General features: G+C 65.7%; 15 protein-coding genes and 1 riboswitch. Of the genes, 6 read left to right on the forward strand and 9 right to left on the reverse strand.

Going from position 1 to position 14948, the window contains the following annotated elements; all coding sequences use genetic code 11:
• Positions 1–41 precede the first annotated feature (41 nt).
• Together ELR45_RS04175 and ELR45_RS04180 are read left to right on the forward strand one after the other, a co-directional pair.
• Positions 42–1088, forward strand: a complete 1047-nt coding sequence (locus ELR45_RS04175) for a threonine ammonia-lyase (protein ID WP_129664218.1) — start codon at positions 42–44, stop codon at positions 1086–1088.
• A gap of 417 nt (positions 1089–1505) precedes the next feature.
• On the forward strand, positions 1506–2030 hold the full coding sequence (locus tag ELR45_RS04180) for a helix-turn-helix transcriptional regulator (protein WP_129663695.1): 525 nt from the start codon (positions 1506–1508) through the stop codon (positions 2028–2030).
• Positions 2031–2092: 62 nt separating this feature from the next.
• Here the strand turns inward: ELR45_RS04180 and ELR45_RS04185 are convergent, their stop codons facing one another.
• From ELR45_RS04185 to ELR45_RS04195, 3 genes are all read right to left on the reverse strand, one after another.
• Positions 2093–2482: a VOC family protein gene (locus tag ELR45_RS04185; RefSeq protein ID WP_129663697.1), complete on the reverse strand. Its 390-nt coding sequence runs from the start codon at positions 2480–2482 to the stop codon at positions 2093–2095.
• Positions 2483–2621: 139 nt separating this feature from the next.
• Positions 2622–3584: a non-homologous end-joining DNA ligase gene (gene ligD, locus ELR45_RS04190; RefSeq protein WP_129663700.1), complete on the reverse strand. Its 963-nt coding sequence runs from the start codon at positions 3582–3584 to the stop codon at positions 2622–2624.
• A 98-nt stretch (positions 3585–3682) separates the two neighbouring features.
• Complete coding sequence (locus ELR45_RS04195) at positions 3683–4486, reverse strand: ArsR/SmtB family transcription factor (protein ID WP_129664220.1); 804 nt, start codon at positions 4484–4486, stop codon at positions 3683–3685.
• Positions 4487–4630: 144 nt separating this feature from the next.
• Between ELR45_RS04195 and ELR45_RS04200 the strand changes: the two genes are divergently transcribed.
• Complete coding sequence (locus tag ELR45_RS04200) at positions 4631–5344, forward strand: VOC family protein (protein ID WP_129663701.1); 714 nt, start codon at positions 4631–4633, stop codon at positions 5342–5344.
• A 16-nt stretch (positions 5345–5360) separates the two neighbouring features.
• On the opposite strand, the gene ELR45_RS04205 is transcribed toward ELR45_RS04200, so the two are convergent.
• Positions 5361–6146: a class I SAM-dependent methyltransferase gene (locus ELR45_RS04205; RefSeq protein WP_129663703.1), complete on the reverse strand. Its 786-nt coding sequence runs from the start codon at positions 6144–6146 to the stop codon at positions 5361–5363.
• A 339-nt stretch (positions 6147–6485) separates the two neighbouring features.
• On the opposite strand from ELR45_RS04205, the gene ELR45_RS04210 reads away from it, so the two are divergent.
• Positions 6486–7232, forward strand: a complete 747-nt coding sequence (locus ELR45_RS04210) for an SAM-dependent methyltransferase (RefSeq protein WP_129663705.1) — start codon at positions 6486–6488, stop codon at positions 7230–7232.
• 77 nt (positions 7233–7309) lie between these two features.
• Here the strand turns inward: ELR45_RS04210 and ELR45_RS36860 are convergent, their stop codons facing one another.
• A complete protein-coding gene (locus ELR45_RS36860; protein WP_205855914.1) occupies positions 7310–7564 on the reverse strand; it encodes a hypothetical protein in 255 nt (84 codons plus the stop codon).
• Positions 7565–7630: 66 nt separating this feature from the next.
• Positions 7631–8116: a GNAT family N-acetyltransferase gene (locus tag ELR45_RS04220; RefSeq protein WP_129663707.1), complete on the reverse strand. Its 486-nt coding sequence runs from the start codon at positions 8114–8116 to the stop codon at positions 7631–7633.
• A 121-nt stretch (positions 8117–8237) separates the two neighbouring features.
• On the opposite strand from ELR45_RS04220, the gene ELR45_RS04225 reads away from it, so the two are divergent.
• Positions 8238–9281: an ABC transporter ATP-binding protein gene (locus tag ELR45_RS04225; protein ID WP_129663709.1), complete on the forward strand. Its 1044-nt coding sequence runs from the start codon at positions 8238–8240 to the stop codon at positions 9279–9281.
• Between the two features lie 125 nt (positions 9282–9406).
• Entirely contained in the window at positions 9407–10843 is a 1437-nt protein-coding gene (gene proS, locus ELR45_RS04230) for a proline--tRNA ligase (protein ID WP_205855915.1), read from the forward strand.
• Here proS and ELR45_RS04235 read toward each other — a convergent pair.
• From ELR45_RS04235 to ELR45_RS04245, 3 genes are all read right to left on the reverse strand, one after another.
• A complete protein-coding gene (locus ELR45_RS04235; RefSeq protein WP_129663713.1) occupies positions 10824–11948 on the reverse strand; it encodes a GntR family transcriptional regulator in 1125 nt (374 codons plus the stop codon). The two genes, proS and ELR45_RS04235, sit on opposite strands and share 20 nt — an antisense overlap.
• Positions 11949–12016: 68 nt before the next feature.
• The gene (locus ELR45_RS04240; RefSeq protein WP_129663715.1) at positions 12017–13117 is read right to left on the reverse strand and encodes a winged helix DNA-binding domain-containing protein; all 1101 of its coding nucleotides are present in this window, start codon (positions 13115–13117) and stop codon (positions 12017–12019) included.
• 172 nt (positions 13118–13289) lie between these two features.
• Positions 13290–14738, reverse strand: coding sequence for a glycine hydroxymethyltransferase (locus ELR45_RS04245; protein WP_129663717.1), 1449 nt, complete (start codon positions 14736–14738; stop codon positions 13290–13292).
• Positions 14739–14783: 45 nt separating this feature from the next.
• A riboswitch (ZMP/ZTP riboswitch) is annotated at positions 14784–14872 on the reverse strand.
• Positions 14873–14948: the final 76 nt, after the last annotated feature.

Consider the following 14948-nt stretch of genomic DNA (forward strand, 5'->3'; position numbering starts at 1 on the left):
CGACGACCCGTAAGTACGGGCCCCGTACCGACCTCACCGCCATGCGTGGCGTTCACACCGACGCCACACTCGATGTCGCTGCGCCCGATGCCACTTGCAATGCCGACGTCAGCACCGCACTCGACGCCGATATCAGCACGACGCACGATGGCAAGGTGGACATCGACCTGGACCGCATCGCCGCCGCGTCCACAGTGATCGACCCGGCCTTCCTGGACACGCCGCAATACATCGACGAGCAGCTCTCCGACCGGCTGGGACGTCGTGTGCTCGTCAAGATCGAGACCTTGAACCCGCTGCGCAGCTTCAAGGGGCGCGGTGCCACATTCCGCATCCAGCAACTGCCCGCTGGGACCGTCGTCGTATGCGCGTCCGGCGGAGGCAACTTCGGCCAGGCTGTCGCCTACGCCGCGCGGCAGTGCGGGCTGCGGTCCGAGGTGTTCGTCCCGCCCACTTTGTCCCAGCTCAAGACACGCCGGATGGCAGCGTTCGGTGCCCAGGTGCACGTCGCCGACCACGACCATCAGAGTGAAGCCACGACCTTCGTGGATGCCGCGCCTGAACGCGTTCTGGTGGTGGACGGCCGCGACGTCGCCGTCGCCGAGGGCGCCGGCACCATCGGCATCGAGCTGATGAGGGACGCCGGCTTCGACACGGTCGTTCTTCCGCTCGGCGACGGCGCCCTGATCACCGGCGTGGCGCGCTGGATCAAAGCACAGGCGCCGGATATCCGGGTCGTCGGCGTCGCGGCCGCACCCGCGCTCGTGGAGAGCTGGCGCGCGGGCAGGGTCATGTCCATCGAGCGACGCAGCGCCTTCGCCGCCGCGATCTCGATCACCCGGCCGCATCCCGAGGCCGTGCAGCGGACTCGTGCGCTCGTCGACGACATGGTCATGGTCGAGGACCACGAGCTCGTGGCAGCGATGCATCTGACCGCCCACACGCTCGGCATACTGCCCGAGCCGGCCGGCGCCGCCGGGATCGCAGCCATCGCGGGGGGCCATGTGGCCGGCAATCACATTGCGACCGTCATCACCGGCGCGAACGCCGACCTCGCACCGTACGCGGAGGCGTGGCCACGCGAATAGCGCCACCGGCCGCCATGTCCGCTGACAGGTGCCGATCGCCGCTCGGGTGGCGGAACGCCGCGCGTCGCATAAGATCCTTAATCACGCCGAGGCCTTGAGATGAGGGCAACACTTTCGTTGCCCGAGCCATCGCGGTCGCCTCACTCCGTTGAATTAACTCAACACCAGGAGTAGGCTGACCGTGCCTAAACATCCCAACAAAGAAGTCCGAGCAGCCATCGCCGAGCTTGAGTCTGCAGACTGGCGGATCGAACCAAGTCCGGGGCACCCATGGGGGCGCGCCTACTGCCCAGGTGGGCGCAACGGTTGTCCGCCCGTATCGATCTGGTCGACCCCACGAGTGCCCGAGCGTTTCGCCAAATGGCTCCGCCATTGCCTAAAAGAGTGTCCGCATAGCGACCGGAAGGACGAGTGCTAATGCCTGTGTACGTATTCGAGGTGGAGCTCGTCGGCAATATCGACGAGTCGCTCGACGCCCTGTTCGAGGCCGGTTACGACGATGCACTCGTCCGTGGCGACGACCGTGGCGGCTCCGCCGGATTCGATCGCGAAGCCGGGACTGCGATTGAGGCGATTGTGTCCGCCATCGACCAGGCCGAGGCGTGCGGACTGGAGGTCGTCGGCGTGACGGAAGACCTCGTGACGCTCGGAGAGATTGCAGAGCGCACCGGCCGGACGCTCGCGGCGGTCGAGAACTGGGTGAAAGGACGCCGCGGTCCGGGAGACTTCCCCGAGCCCAGGGTTCCTCGCCCGCGTGCAGCTCTGTACAGCTGGGCGGACGTCGCGACGTGGCTCTCCGTGCACGAGGTCTTCGAGATCAACCCTGTCGACCTCGAGACAGCACACGCCTGCACCGTGATCGACGCCGCGATTCGAACTCGCCGCGGGCTGCGCACAATCCCCCAGCCCGATCGAGACAGGATCGTCAAGCTCGTCGCCTGAGCTCGCGAATCGTCAAGCTCGCAGCCACAGGCCTGTGGCGCGGGCACGATACGAAGGCATCATCAGCCCTGAGGAGCGTTCTCCCAAAGTCCCATGATGTTGCCCTCAGGATCCCTGAAGTAAGCCGCGTACCCCAAGTTGGCAACCGCCTCCTTGCCGACAATCGCTGAACCTCCGGCCTTCTCGATCGTCTCCAGCGCCGCATCGATGCTCTCGACGTCAACGGTGATCACTGGTCCGGTTGACGGGCCGACGCCACGTTGCAGCATGCCGCCGTTGATGAAGCCCGGCTCGCTCGGCATGCCGTCTTCCGTCGTTGGACCGGACGTCGCCATGGTGTAGCTCATCTCCGGGAGTTCCAGGACCGTCCAGCCGAAGGCTTCCCGGTAGAAGTTCCGTGCCCGGTCACCGTCGTCGAACGGAATCTCGAAATGCACAACCTTGCCGCTCACCGCCGTCACCTCCCACGTCAACAGGAATCATCGACGCTCACGCTAGACCCCCGGGCCGACGGAGAATAGACCACAACGAATTCTTTACCTAACATTCCATCTACCTCCGAACGCGACCAGCACGTCCGGCGTCGTCATATCAGTCACCGCGGGCCGCGCGGGCACGTCGTTTGCCCTCGTGCATGGCCTGGACCCGGGCAACCGGGATGGTGTGGCCCTCGTCGATCAGGTCTTGAGGCAAAGGCTGCGCCTCGGGCATCAGCTGCGTCCAAGGGTCCGCGTCGCCGATCAGTTCCGGCACCGTGTGCACGGTGAAGTCACGGGGATGGATGCCGTCAAGATCATCCCAGGCGACCGGACATGACACCGGCGTGCCCGGCCGGGCACGTGGACTGTACGCAGCGACCACCGTCGCACCCCCAGCCCGCGTCGAGTCAAGGAACACCTTGCCCTCGCGCTCCTCCCGGATGTACGCCGTCGTCGCGAGCGCCGGATCGAGACGCTCAGCGCGGGCAGCCAGCGCACGCGTGGCCGCGGCGACGTCGTCGGTCGCAGCCGGGGCCTTGAGCGGCACGAAGATGTGGACTCCCTTCGCACCGCTGGTCTTCACCGCACCCGACAGCCCCGAGTCGGCCAATGCCTGCCGGATCAGCAGCGCCGCACCCACCACCTTCTCGAATTCACCGCCTTCCGGCGGGTCGATGTCCAGCACCATGTAGGTCGGCTGATCCAGGTGGTCCGCAGGGACCAGGGTCACGTGGTACTCCACGGCCCGCTGGTTGGCGAACCACAGCAGCGTCCTGCGGTCGTTGCACAGCGCATATGAGACCTCCCGTTTCGAGGCCTCCGCCCACATCGACACCGCCTCGATCCACGACGGCGCGTACTTCGGGAGGTTCTTCTGCATGAACGGTGCCTGGCCACGGACCGTGCGCAGCACCGACAACGGCCGGTCGCGCAGCTGAAGGATGATGCGGTCACGGACGGCGTCGAGATAGTCGACCAAGTCCCGCTTCGTCGCGTCGGCCCCTTCGAACAAGGCCTGATCGAGGTTGGTCAGCGACACCCCATCCCGTTCTTCGCCGCTCTTCCCGCTGCTCATCGGATCACCCGTCCCGGTCATCTAGCCGTGTGAGGATGCTATGCCCATCCTCCTCATGGAGACCGTTCTGCGACCCAGAACTCATCGCGACATCCGCATTATCCGGCTGGCTCTTTAGCTTCCGGAAGTGTCTCACCCGTCTCCAGCAGGGTCTTCAGGCTGGACAACAGCTCTGGCCAGCCCTGGCCGACCATTTCCAGCATCGTGCTACCCGGCTCGAAGCCGTCATGTACGACGGTCAGCTTGACCATCTCCCCATACGGCTCGATGTCGAACGTCACCTTCGACCGCGTCTCGTCCCTGAGCTTGCCGGCCGCTTCGTCGCTCAGCTCGACGGCCTTCGCGAACTCGGGCGTCACCGTGTGCCAGGTGAAGGACAGCCGGCGACAGGGTTCTGACTCCAGAATGACCTGGGCCGGGTCGGCCATCGACACATCGCCCATGTTCCAGGTCATCGTCGATCCGACCTTCCAGTCCGTGTCGAAGGTGACATGCCAATAGCGGCGGGTGAAGGCCGGATCGGTCAGCGCCTGCCAGAGCTTCTCGGGCGTGGTGTTGATGTAAGTGGTGTAGACGAACTCGGGCTTGTCCATCGGACTCTCCTCCAACGCTCTCTTCAAATCGGCGAGGGCATGTACGCGCTCGCGGTGGTACTGGTTGATCCAGCGTTCGGAGATGGCGTTGATGGGCTCCGGGTTCAGGTAGTGCAGCTTCTCCCGGCCGCTCCACACCGTGGTCACCAGGTTCGCCCCCTCCAGCACGGCCAGGTGCTTGCTGACCGACTGCCGGGCCATGTCCAGCCCTTTGCACAGCTCGCGCAAGGTCTGACCGTCGTGAGCGTTCAAGCTGTCGAGGAGCCGCCGACGACTCGCGTCCGCCAGCGCCTTGAACACCTCGTCCATCACGTTGCCATCCTCCAACATGCAGCCTTTTGGCTGCATGTCCAAAATAGGCAGCCATTCGGCTGCATGTCAACCCGCCGATCGACGCTGACGCTGCGCGCGCCTCGCACCACAGCCCGGATGCCCGGTGCCATCATGGTGGTCATGACGGAACAAGCCCACGACGCCAACCGGAAGCTGAGCCGGCAGGAGGCATCCGAGGCGGTGAGCGAGCTCGGATGGCGGTACGTACTCGGGGCTTTCTGCACGAGCGTCAAGGTCACCTCGATCAGCCAAGCCGGGGACATCGCCGCGCTGGCCGCCGATGTGGCCGGCGCCCACGCGGACGATCATCTGCGCATCGACCTTCGGCGGGACCGTGTCATCCTCACCCTGCAGACGCTCTCCGTCGCGGCCGTGACCGCTCGCGATGCCGACCTGGCTGATCGGATCTCTTCAGCCATCGACGACCTCGAGCTTCAACCCACGCCCGGCGTCGACACCGACGCGCGGCGCTCCGTGCAGCTGATCGAGATCGCGATCGACGCCATCGACATCCCGTCGATCCGGCCGTTCTGGAAGGCCGTGATGGGCTACGCCGACGAAGCCGACCGCACCGGTCCCAAGGATCCGCTGGTAGACCCGCTAGGACAAGGACCGGCCATCTGGTTCCAGCAAATGGATACCCGCCGCCTCGAGCGTAACCGGATCCATCTCGACGTCTCGGTTCCCCATGACGAGGCACAGCGGCGGGTCCAAGCCGCACTCGACGCCGGCGGGACCCTGGTCTCCAACGCCGCAGCTCCTGCCTTCTGGGTACTCGCCGACGACGAGGGGAACGAGGCATGCGTGACCACCTGGCAGGGCCGCGACAGCTGATCGGCCACCGCTCCGGTCAGGGGCGATGCGCGCGGATCAAGAACCTGTGGTTCCGGACAGTGAAGCCGCCATACGCCCGGATGTGAGCGTCGATCTCGCGCAACGGTCCGTCGAACGTCTCGACGTCGAACCCCGGAACCTGCCATGGCACGGCCAGCAGCTGGAACACCACGGCACCGACGTCCAGGAACCGGCTCGCCGGGAACTCCTCCTCCGCCAGGTCGACCACCAGGCCGGACGACTCTAGAGCCGAGACGGTCGTGTCGAGGGTACGCGCATCGAGTTCGCCCGGCAGCGCGACGCCCAGAGCGTCGTTGAACTCCATGTCGTTCCTGCTGCCGACCTGCTGCGTGAGGAGGACGCCACCCGGCGTCAGCACTCGCGAGATCACGGCGGCGTCGAGTGCCCCGTGGCGGTTGAGCACCAGGTCCACGCCACCATCCGGCACCGGCAACGCACTGGCGTCGCCAAGGCGGACGTCGACGCCAAGCGGGCCAAGCCGTGCGGTCGCGACCGGCACGTTCGGCTCGTAGGGCTCGGTCGCGACGGCGGACGGCAGCGGCATGAGACTCGCGAGCATCTCGCCGCCTCCCGTGTCGACGTCGAGCAGACTCTTCGAGCGGTCTATCGCCTCGCGGGCAAGAGATGGGTAGTGCCAGGACAGGTCGTCGCCGTCGACACGTCCCGATAACCATGTGAAATCCCATCCTTCAGGCGGGGCTTCACGCGCTTCAGAGACCAGTTCCTCGAACGAGCGGTCAGAGTCATCAGGCGACGAGTGGTCGCGAACATCGTTGGTCATGGAGTTCCTTCATGCGAGAGAGACATGGACTGCCGAATCACCGCATGCGCCGTTCACCCCGGCTATGCGGTTCAGGACCCCGGCCGACGCCGAGGGCCCTCACGTCATGCAACCCGTAGGTCGCGGCTACTTATCTCGCATGCAGCCACCATACGGCGAGGTGGCCACGTGTGTCGCCAGAATTCAGTGGAGCGGCGTGCCGCACCCGCCTAGAGTTGGATCCGTTCGGTGTCCTTACTTAAGAGGTGCGTTACATGAGGGTCAACGCTCTGCCGGCAGTCGCCGCTCAGATCAGCAGTTCGACCGTCATGTACACCTCATACGTAAGGAATCATAGAAGTGGATCTTCCACGTAGTTTTACCATCCGCGAGAGCAGCCACCGCATACTCGATCCGTTCACGAGCGAGAAGCTCGCGACCCTTGGACAGGCGCTGCGCCTGCTGGCCGGCTCTCGCCTGCTCGACTTGGGAAGCGGCAAGGGCGAGCTCCTCTGCACGTGGGCACGTGACCACGGCATCAGCGGCACGGGCGTCGACATCAGCACGGCGTTCACCGAGGCGGCACGTACCAGGGCCACGGAGCTCGGTGTGGCAGGCAACGTGACGTTCGTTCACGCGGACGCGTCCGGGTATGTCGCCGATGAGCCGGTTGACGTCGCCTCGTGCTGCGGCGCCACATGGATCGGCGGAGGCGTCGCCGGCACCGTAGAGCTTCTATCGAAGAGCCTGCGCCCGGGTGGCATGGTCCTCATCGGCGAGCCGTACTGGCGGCTCGACCCCCCGGATCAAGCCACGATCGAGGGCTGCTACGCAAGTAGCAAAGACGACTTTATGACCCTGCCCGAGCTGGTGGAGCACTTCCACGACCTCGGCTACGACGTCGTCGAGATGGTCCATGCCGACCAGGACAGCTGGGACCGCTACGTCGCCGCTCAATGGCTCAACATGCGACGTTGGCTCGACGAGAACCCCGACGACGAGCTGGCCGACGAGATCCGCGAGGATCTGACCGTGTCTCCGGTCAGGCACGCCAGATATCAGCGGGAGTACCTCGGCTGGGGTGTCTTCGCCTTGATGCGGCGCTGACCCTTCGACAGCCGGCGCGTCATCAGCAGTGGGTGCGTTCCCGCCTCTCGATGGCGGGACGCACCCACAACGGCGGCTCAGCTACATTCGCCCTTGATGTCGACGAAACGGCCGTCGACCAGGAGCCGAACGCACGCGCTGGAATCGGCGAGTTTCGCGTCGTGCGCGTGCGCATAGTCGGCGGCCGAATCGTCCTTCCAGCGATACGGATAGACGGTGGCACCCTGGTCCATCGCCACACTGAGCGTCGTCGTGAAACTCAGGACATCCACGACGACGGCGAACGTTGCTCCGAGCGCCGTCTCCTCACCGCCGGCTCGGCCCCACTCCATGCGAACTCGCGCCACTGACTGCCTATGTGGGCTTTCCACGGCAGCAGCCCAGGCAATACGCGTCCATCACAGGTATCGATGCATGATGTGCAGGCCGACGCGGCCCTGCGAACGGTGTTCGAAGGCTTCCGGCACAGTTCCGATGATCTGGAACCCGAGGGACTCCCAGAGCAGCACTGCCGCGTGGTTGCTTTCCACGACCGCGTTGAACTGCACGGCCGCATACCCCTGCTCGCGCGCCCACCCGAGGGCGTACTCACCCAGCGAACGCCCGACACCCATGCCTCGCGCCTGGCCGGCCACCATGAAGCTTGCCGTGGCGACGTGTGATCCCGGTCCCGGCCGGTTGGGCCCCATCTTCGCCGTCCCGAGCACTCGGTCCCCGTCCACACAGACCACCGTCTGAGCGGGAGGGGCCTCCACCCAAACGCCTTTGGCCTGCTCGGAATCCCAGTCGGGATCGTAGACAAACGTCTCACCGGCGGCGACGACCTCGCGAAAGATCGGCCACACGGACTCCCAATCGGAGTCGTCATAGTCGCGAATCTGCACGTCCGCACGCTAACAATCACGACTGCGCACGTCGACTGGATTCCCGTCTGTTGACCCGCACCACCGAAGCACGCGAAACTATTATTTCGCGAACGTACCGTCGGAGGTGAAGATGGCGACGATGTCTACCCGGGCCGTCGATGAGGCTGCCGAGGCGGGCGCGGACGCCGGCGAACCGCTGATCGCCGTTCGCGACCTGACCGTCAGCATCGATGGCAACGAGCTCGTCGCCATCGACGAACTCGACATCCCCCGTGGTGGCCGGCTCGGCCTGGTAGGAGAGTCCGGCGCGGGCAAGACGATCACCGCGCTAAGCCTGCTGGACCTCCAGCCCCGACAGGCACAACGGACCGGGTCGGTCCGGCTGGAGGGGCGTGAGCTGGTCGGGCTGACCGACCGTGAGCTCAGCCGTGTCCGGGGCGCTGACGTCGGTGTGGTCCTGCAAGACCCGACGAGTGCGCTGAACCCGCTCACCCGCGTAGGTCGCCAGATCGACGAAGCGATCCGCATGCACTCGTCCATGACGAGACGGCAACGCAAGGAGCGCGTCCTCGAGCTGTTGTCACAGGTCCAACTCCCCGACGTCAAGCAGCTCAGGCGCCGGTTCCCCCACCAGCTCTCCGGCGGCCAGCGGCAACGCGTCATGATCGCGATCGGCATCGCGTGCAACCCGAAGCTCCTCATCGCCGACGAGCCCAGCTCGTCGCTCGACGTCAACGTCCAGGCCGAGATACTCGATCTGCTCGTACGCCTCGGCGAAGAACACAACATGGCGACGTTGTTCATCAGCCACAACCTGGGCGTCGTGCGCATGATCTGCGAACGGGTCGCGGTGCTCTACGGCGGCAAGGTCGTCGAGCAGGGGCCCAGCGATGCAGTTCTCGATCACCCGCGGCACCGCTATACCGAGGCCCTGATCGCGGCGAACCCCGATCAGATCGCATCGGACGCCGTGCAGGGCGCACTCGGGCAGCCGCTCTGGCCCATTCCGGGCGAGACACCGTCGCCAGGGCAGTTTCCCAGCGGATGCCGCTTTCGCAACCGGTGCGCACACGCCCTCGCCTCGTGCGCCGAGGACCCGCCGATCAAACGGACTCCGGCCGACGGCTCGTTCATCTGCTGGAATCCCGCCGACGACGGCGAGCGCCCCGACGCTCGCGGTTGACACATCTCACTCCTGGATCACACGGGATCGACGCCCGCGAAAACTCGCTTTAGCCATGGCCAGGCAAGCAATACGCTGAACGTCATAGAGCCCCAGCCCGCGAGCGTCGGATGGAGAGCGCGACCGTGTCGGACGTACGTCACACCCAAAGCCAGACGTCATCGGTGCTTACGTCGCCGGACGTGGACTTTCCGCGGTGGTACCAAGACGTGCTCACGAAGGCGGAACTGGCCGAGAACGGGCCGAGTCGCGGCAGTATGGTCATCCGTCCGTACGCGTACGCCATCTGGGAGCTCATCCAGTCCGAGATCGATCGCAGAATCAAGTCAGCAGGGGCGCAGAACGCGTACTTTCCGCTGCTCATCCCGCAGTCCTATATCGATCGGGAATCCGAGCACGTCGAAGGGTTCAGTCCCGAGCTCGCCATCGTTGAACACGCCGGCGGCAAGGCGCTCGATGAGCCGCTGGTCGTACGGCCCACGAGTGAGACGGTCATCGGCGAGTACATGTCCCGGTGGGTTCAGAGCTATCGGGATCTTCCGCTGTTGCTCAATCAATGGTGCAACGTGCTGCGGTGGGAGATGCGCCCACGCCTTTTCATACGTACATCGGAGTTCCTTTGGCAGGAAGGCCACACGGCGCACGCGACGCACGGAGCCGCCATCGCATACACGTTGAAGATCCATATGGATGTGTATCGGGACTTCCTGATGAATGAGCTGGCCCTGCCGGTGTTCATCGGGCGCAAGACGCCACGTGAACGGTTTGCCGGGGCCCTCACTACGCTGACGTGCGAAGGCATGATGGGCGACGGCAAAGCACTCCAACTGGCGACCTCTCATGATCTTGGACAGAACTTCGCTCGATCGTTCGATATCCGGTACCTCGATCGAGACGGCTCCCACCAGCTCGCATGGACCACCTCGTGGGGTTCGTCCACCCGGCTGCTCGGCGGCCTCATCATGGGCCATGGCGATGCCCACGGCCTTCGACTTCCACCGCGGCTGGCGCCGACCCAGGTTGTGGTGATCCCCGTGCGATCGGACGACGACGTGGTCCAGCAACGATGTCACGAGATCGTCGATCGAATGCGGGCGAACGGCCAGCGGGTCGCGATCGATCGTGCGGCCGGGGGTTTCGGTCGTCGGGTTACGGACTGGGAGGTCAAGGGCGTACCGCTACGTATCGAGGTCGGTCCGCGTGACGTGTCGCGCGACGAGGTGACGATCGCCCGGCGAGACACCGGGCAGAAGCAGACCGTCGGCATGGAGCAACTACCGACCGTCGTCCCTGCTCTGCTCACCGACATTCAGACCGAGCTCTGCTCGCAGGCGTTGCAACGTCGCGACGACCGGACCATGGCGGTGGAATGCATCGACGACGCCGCCGAGGCAGCGCGCACGGGCTTCGCGACGGCACCCTGGTCCATGATCGGCGAAGAGGGTGAATCGAAGCTTGCAGACCAGGGAATGAGCGTCCGCTGTCTGCAGCGGCCCGATGGGACGATTCCTGAGTCAGACGATGAGCGAGAGCTCATCGCGGTCATCGGCCGGGCGTACTGAACGGGGCCGGCGCCGTCGACGCGCCCTGCATCAGCTTGGTGGGCAGGACGATCTTCTCGACCAGGTGCCGATCGCCGAGCTGTGCCTGCACGGTCCCGATCGCCCGCTCCCCCAGCTGACGTTGCTGCTGGCGGACGTGGGTGAACCGGAACAAGCCCGAGTCGAAGCGGGCTTCGGGGTGGTCGAAGCAGACGATCGAGATGTCGGCGGGCACCCTGAGCCCGAGCCGTCCACAGGCTTCGCGCAGCATGAGGGCGATGTTGTACTCAGCGGCGAGGTAACCGGTGATGGCGGGATTGTCGCGCACGAACCCCACCAGCGCCTTGATGTCATCCTCGGTGTCGGTGGTGCTGCCGGGAATGGTCGAGGCCAGGGTGCGCAGTTCCGCGCTGTTCTCCAGCGGGACGTCCAACGTGGCGTGCGCGTCCACGTAGCCGTTGCGCCGGTCGTCGCTGGTGGAGACATGGCCGGCGGCACTGACGAAACCGACGGTGCGATGGCCGAGTCTCAGCAGGTGCTCGGTGGCAGCCCGTGCGCCGGAGCGGTTGTCGGAGCACACGGTGGAGACCGGGATGCCCTCGAAGATGCGGTCCAGAATGACGAGCGGGAATTGCTGTGTCACCAGCTCAAGAGCTGCCGGCGGGATGTACGCGGACGAGCTGGGAAGGAGCGCCAGGCCGGACACGCCCGCCCCGATAAGCGACCGGATGTGCTCGTCCTCCTGGTCGATGTCGCCCATCGACCGGGTCACGATCAGATAGGCGTCCGTACCGGCCGCGGCCATCATCCCCTCGATGACGTGAGTACCGAAGGTGTCGTCGAAGTTCGTCAGGAGGACACCGACAAGCGGCTTGGCACCGCCGGTCACGGTGGTTGCGCGCTGCGGCACCGGAGAGGAGCTGGTCACGAACGTGCCGAGACGTGGGCGCCGTACGATGAGCCCGTCGACACGCAGCAATTCGAATGCACGCTTGACGGTGATCGCACTCACCGAGAACGTCTTCGACAGCTCCGCCTCTGATGGCAGCTTCGTCCCGACCGGGTACCTACCGTCGACAATCCCCTGACGCAGCGCCTCGTAGACGCGCTTGTACAGAGCGGCCATGACTCTCCGAAGCAGAATGAATATATTCAATCTACAAGACGGCCGTGGCCGCGGCCATAATGACCGGGTCAGCTACCGACGTCGATCCCAGCAAGCTGCACCTGCCGAAACGCCGCCAGCCGCTCAGCTTGCTCCGTCAGCGCGTCGCGAACGGATGCGAAGTCATCCCGCCAGAGCTCGACCTGGACCTTCAGCCGTGTCCCGGATTTGCGCGGGCGCCAGGTACCTGCAACCTCACCATCGACGAGCACCGCTCCGGGGCGGCCGAGCACCGGCCACAGAACCTTGGCACGGGCCGGATCATCGACCAGGAGGTGACGGTCCTTTGCCTGCAGGAATAGGTCATACGGCCCGAGCAGCCTGGTCGTTCTCGCCGGGCCGGCGGTCAGCGTGTCCCGGTCGGACGCCAAGACCCACCGCCGTTCTCCCTCCACGGTCACCTCGACGACGTCCGACGGCCAGCGGTCCTTGACCTCTTTCACGGGAGAGTCCAGGTATCCAGCGACATGCTTCGGTGTGGACGGACCGAACATCCGGAGACAGGTACGGATCACGTCGTACTGATCCGGTGGCTCGGCGGCTGCTTCGAACCCCGGGATCGGCTCCATGACCGGCGGCGACGTCCCCGCCTGCAGCTCCAGCCCAGCACGCAGCGCCGCCAGCCGGAACGGCATCTCATACAAGTGCGTCGCGTCGCACGACCGGCAGAACCTCAGATACGGGGCATCCATCAGCGCCGAAACGCGCGCTGAGACCTCACCCTTCACCATCGGCTCGGTCACCACGGAGCGCATCACAGCGGCAACCGCATCCAACGCCTCCAGCGGAGCGATCCCCGCCGCCTTCAGCGGCTTGGCCGCGTCGAAGATCCGTTTGCCGGCGTCCGCGTCGGAGAAGGGTGCGACGGCTGCTGCGACCGCCGGCAGGTCCATGCGCCGATAGAGGTGCGGTGCTCCGCGGATGGTCCAGGCGGTGGCCAGCTCGTGACCGGCCACCGCAGCTACGTCGACGCCGCGCACCGCCAGCGCCCACAGCCCACCGTCGGGTCCGGTGTCCTGCACGCCGGCATCCAGGACGACGGTGTCCGCCAGCTCGCCCTCCGTGCGGTCGAGCTGCTGGGCACGGACACGGAAGCCGAGCACCTGGTCGCGAGTGATGACGGTCCCCACCGAGTCATCGTATGGCGCGCTGGAGTGCTACCGCGATCATATGGATGCCCGCATCAGCTGCCTGACCCGGAGGCGGGACGCTATCAACGGCTACATCGCCGCTGTCCGCACCAGGCCCTCCGGTTCTGCGTAGCGGGAGCCCATCTCCGTAGGCTCGGCTGCCAGACCGTCGTCAGCCCAAGTTCACCGTAGGGTATAGCGGGTATCCGGCCAGCACGTCGCCGGCCTGTCGGGCCACATCGCCGGCGATCTTCTCGTCGAGCAGATGCTTCCCCCTCGACAGGCCGCCATCGCGTGCCGGCGCCCGTTGGGTCTCGGTGAGGACAACGTCGATCAGCCGGGCGATCTCGCCCATCTCGGCCGGGCCCAAGCCTCGTGTGGTGAGTGCCGGTGTGCCGACCCGGATCCCCGACGTGAACCAGGCACCGTTGGGATCCCGCGGCACGGAGTTGCGGTTGGTGACGATACCGGCGTCGAGCAGCGCGTTCTCGGCCTGTCTGCCGGTGACGCCGTAGTTGGTGACGTCGATCAGCACCAGGTGGTTGTCGGTGCCGTCCGTCACGAGCTTCGCGCCGCGCCTCATCAGCTCTTCGGCGAGAGACTCCGCGTTCTCCACGATCCGCTGCGCATACGTCTGGAAATCGGGCTGCCGCGCCTCGGCGAGCGCCACCGCCTTCGCCGCCATCGCGTGCGACAACGGCCCGCCCAGTACCATGGGGCAACCCCGGTCCACGTGCTCCGCGAGCTCCTGCTGGCACAGCACCATGCCGCCGCGGGGGCCTCGCAGGGATTTGTGCGTAGTGGTGGTGACGATCTGGGCGTGTGGCACGGGGTCGAAGTCACCGGTGAAGACTTTGCCCGCGACCAGGCCGGCGAAATGTGCCATGTCGACCATCAGCGTCGCGCCGACCTCGTCGGCGATCTCCCGCATGATGCGGAAGTTCAACTTCCGCGGGTACGCCGAATACCCCGCGACCAGGATCAGCGGACGGAACTCGCGCGCTGTCTCGCGCACCGCGTCGTAGTCCAGCAGTCCCGTTTCCGGGTCGGTACCGTAGCTTGCCTGCTCGAACATCTTGCCGGAGATGTTCGGGCGGAAGCCGTGCGTGAGGTGGCCTCCCGCGTCCAACGACATACCCAGCATCCTCTGGTTGCCCAGCTCGCGGCGCAGCCTAGCCCAGTCTTCCTCGCTGAGATCGTTGACGTGGCGCACCTCGGCCTGCTGCAGCGCGGGCAGCTCCACCCGCTGCGCTAGTACCGACCAGAACGCCACCAAGTTCGCATCGATGCCGGAATGCGGCTGTACGTAGGCGTGATCCGCGCCGAAGAGAGCGGCGGCGTGCTCAGCCGCGATCGACTCAACCGTATCGACATTGTGGCAGCCAGCGTAGAAGCGCCGCCCTATCGTGCCCTCGGCGTACTTGTCGGACAGCCAGTTGCCCATCGCGAGCAGCGTGGCCGGAGACGCATAGTTCTCGCTGGCGATGAGCTTGAGTGACTCTCGCTGGTCGGCCAGCTCCGCTCGGATGGCGTCGGCGATGCGCGGCTCGATGGCGTTGACCGCCTCCAGAGCGTTGTAGAAAGCGACGGACTCGGGCGTCAGCGGGGATGTAGTGGCCATGGGACCTCCTCGTCGGCGGCTCGCTTGGTCGAGCCGGCCTGTCGTTTCAGAGGCCCAGACGCGCGGCACTACTCATCACGGGCCGCTCCCCGATGGTTGAATCCATCTCGACGGCGTCAGTCACGACCCGAGAAGACAGCCTACTAACAAGCCGGGCACGTCACACCTGTCGTGCCCGGCTTTCGTCGATCGGTTCCGCTCTACTTGCCC

Origin of the sequence: Phytoactinopolyspora endophytica, from assembly GCF_004138495.1 — a bacterium.
Lineage (GTDB): Bacteria > Actinomycetota > Actinomycetes > Jiangellales > Jiangellaceae > Phytoactinopolyspora > Phytoactinopolyspora endophytica.

Bases quoted from the DNA above. Each gene is read 5' to 3' on its own strand.
- ELR45_RS36860 (WP_205855914.1), bottom strand. From the start codon at position 7,564: ATGGAGTGGGGCCGAGCCGGCGGTGAGGAGACGGCGCTCGGAGCAACG.
- ELR45_RS04235 (WP_129663713.1), bottom strand. From the start codon at position 11,948: ATGGCCGCTCTGTACAAGCGCGTCTACGAGGCGCTGCGTCAGGGGATT.
- ELR45_RS04180 (WP_129663695.1), top strand. From the start codon at position 1,506: ATGCCTGTGTACGTATTCGAGGTGGAGCTCGTCGGCAATATCGACGAG.
- ELR45_RS04245 (WP_129663717.1), bottom strand. From the start codon at position 14,738: ATGGCCACTACATCCCCGCTGACGCCCGAGTCCGTCGCTTTCTACAAC.
- ELR45_RS04200 (WP_129663701.1), top strand. From the start codon at position 4,631: ATGACGGAACAAGCCCACGACGCCAACCGGAAGCTGAGCCGGCAGGAG.
- ELR45_RS04175 (WP_129664218.1), top strand. From the start codon at position 42: ATGCGTGGCGTTCACACCGACGCCACACTCGATGTCGCTGCGCCCGAT.
- ELR45_RS04205 (WP_129663703.1), bottom strand. From the start codon at position 6,146: ATGACCAACGATGTTCGCGACCACTCGTCGCCTGATGACTCTGACCGC.
- ligD (WP_129663700.1), bottom strand. From the start codon at position 3,584: ATGAGCAGCGGGAAGAGCGGCGAAGAACGGGATGGGGTGTCGCTGACC.
- ELR45_RS04225 (WP_129663709.1), top strand. From the start codon at position 8,238: ATGTCTACCCGGGCCGTCGATGAGGCTGCCGAGGCGGGCGCGGACGCC.
- ELR45_RS04195 (WP_129664220.1), bottom strand. From the start codon at position 4,486: ATGGACGAGGTGTTCAAGGCGCTGGCGGACGCGAGTCGTCGGCGGCTC.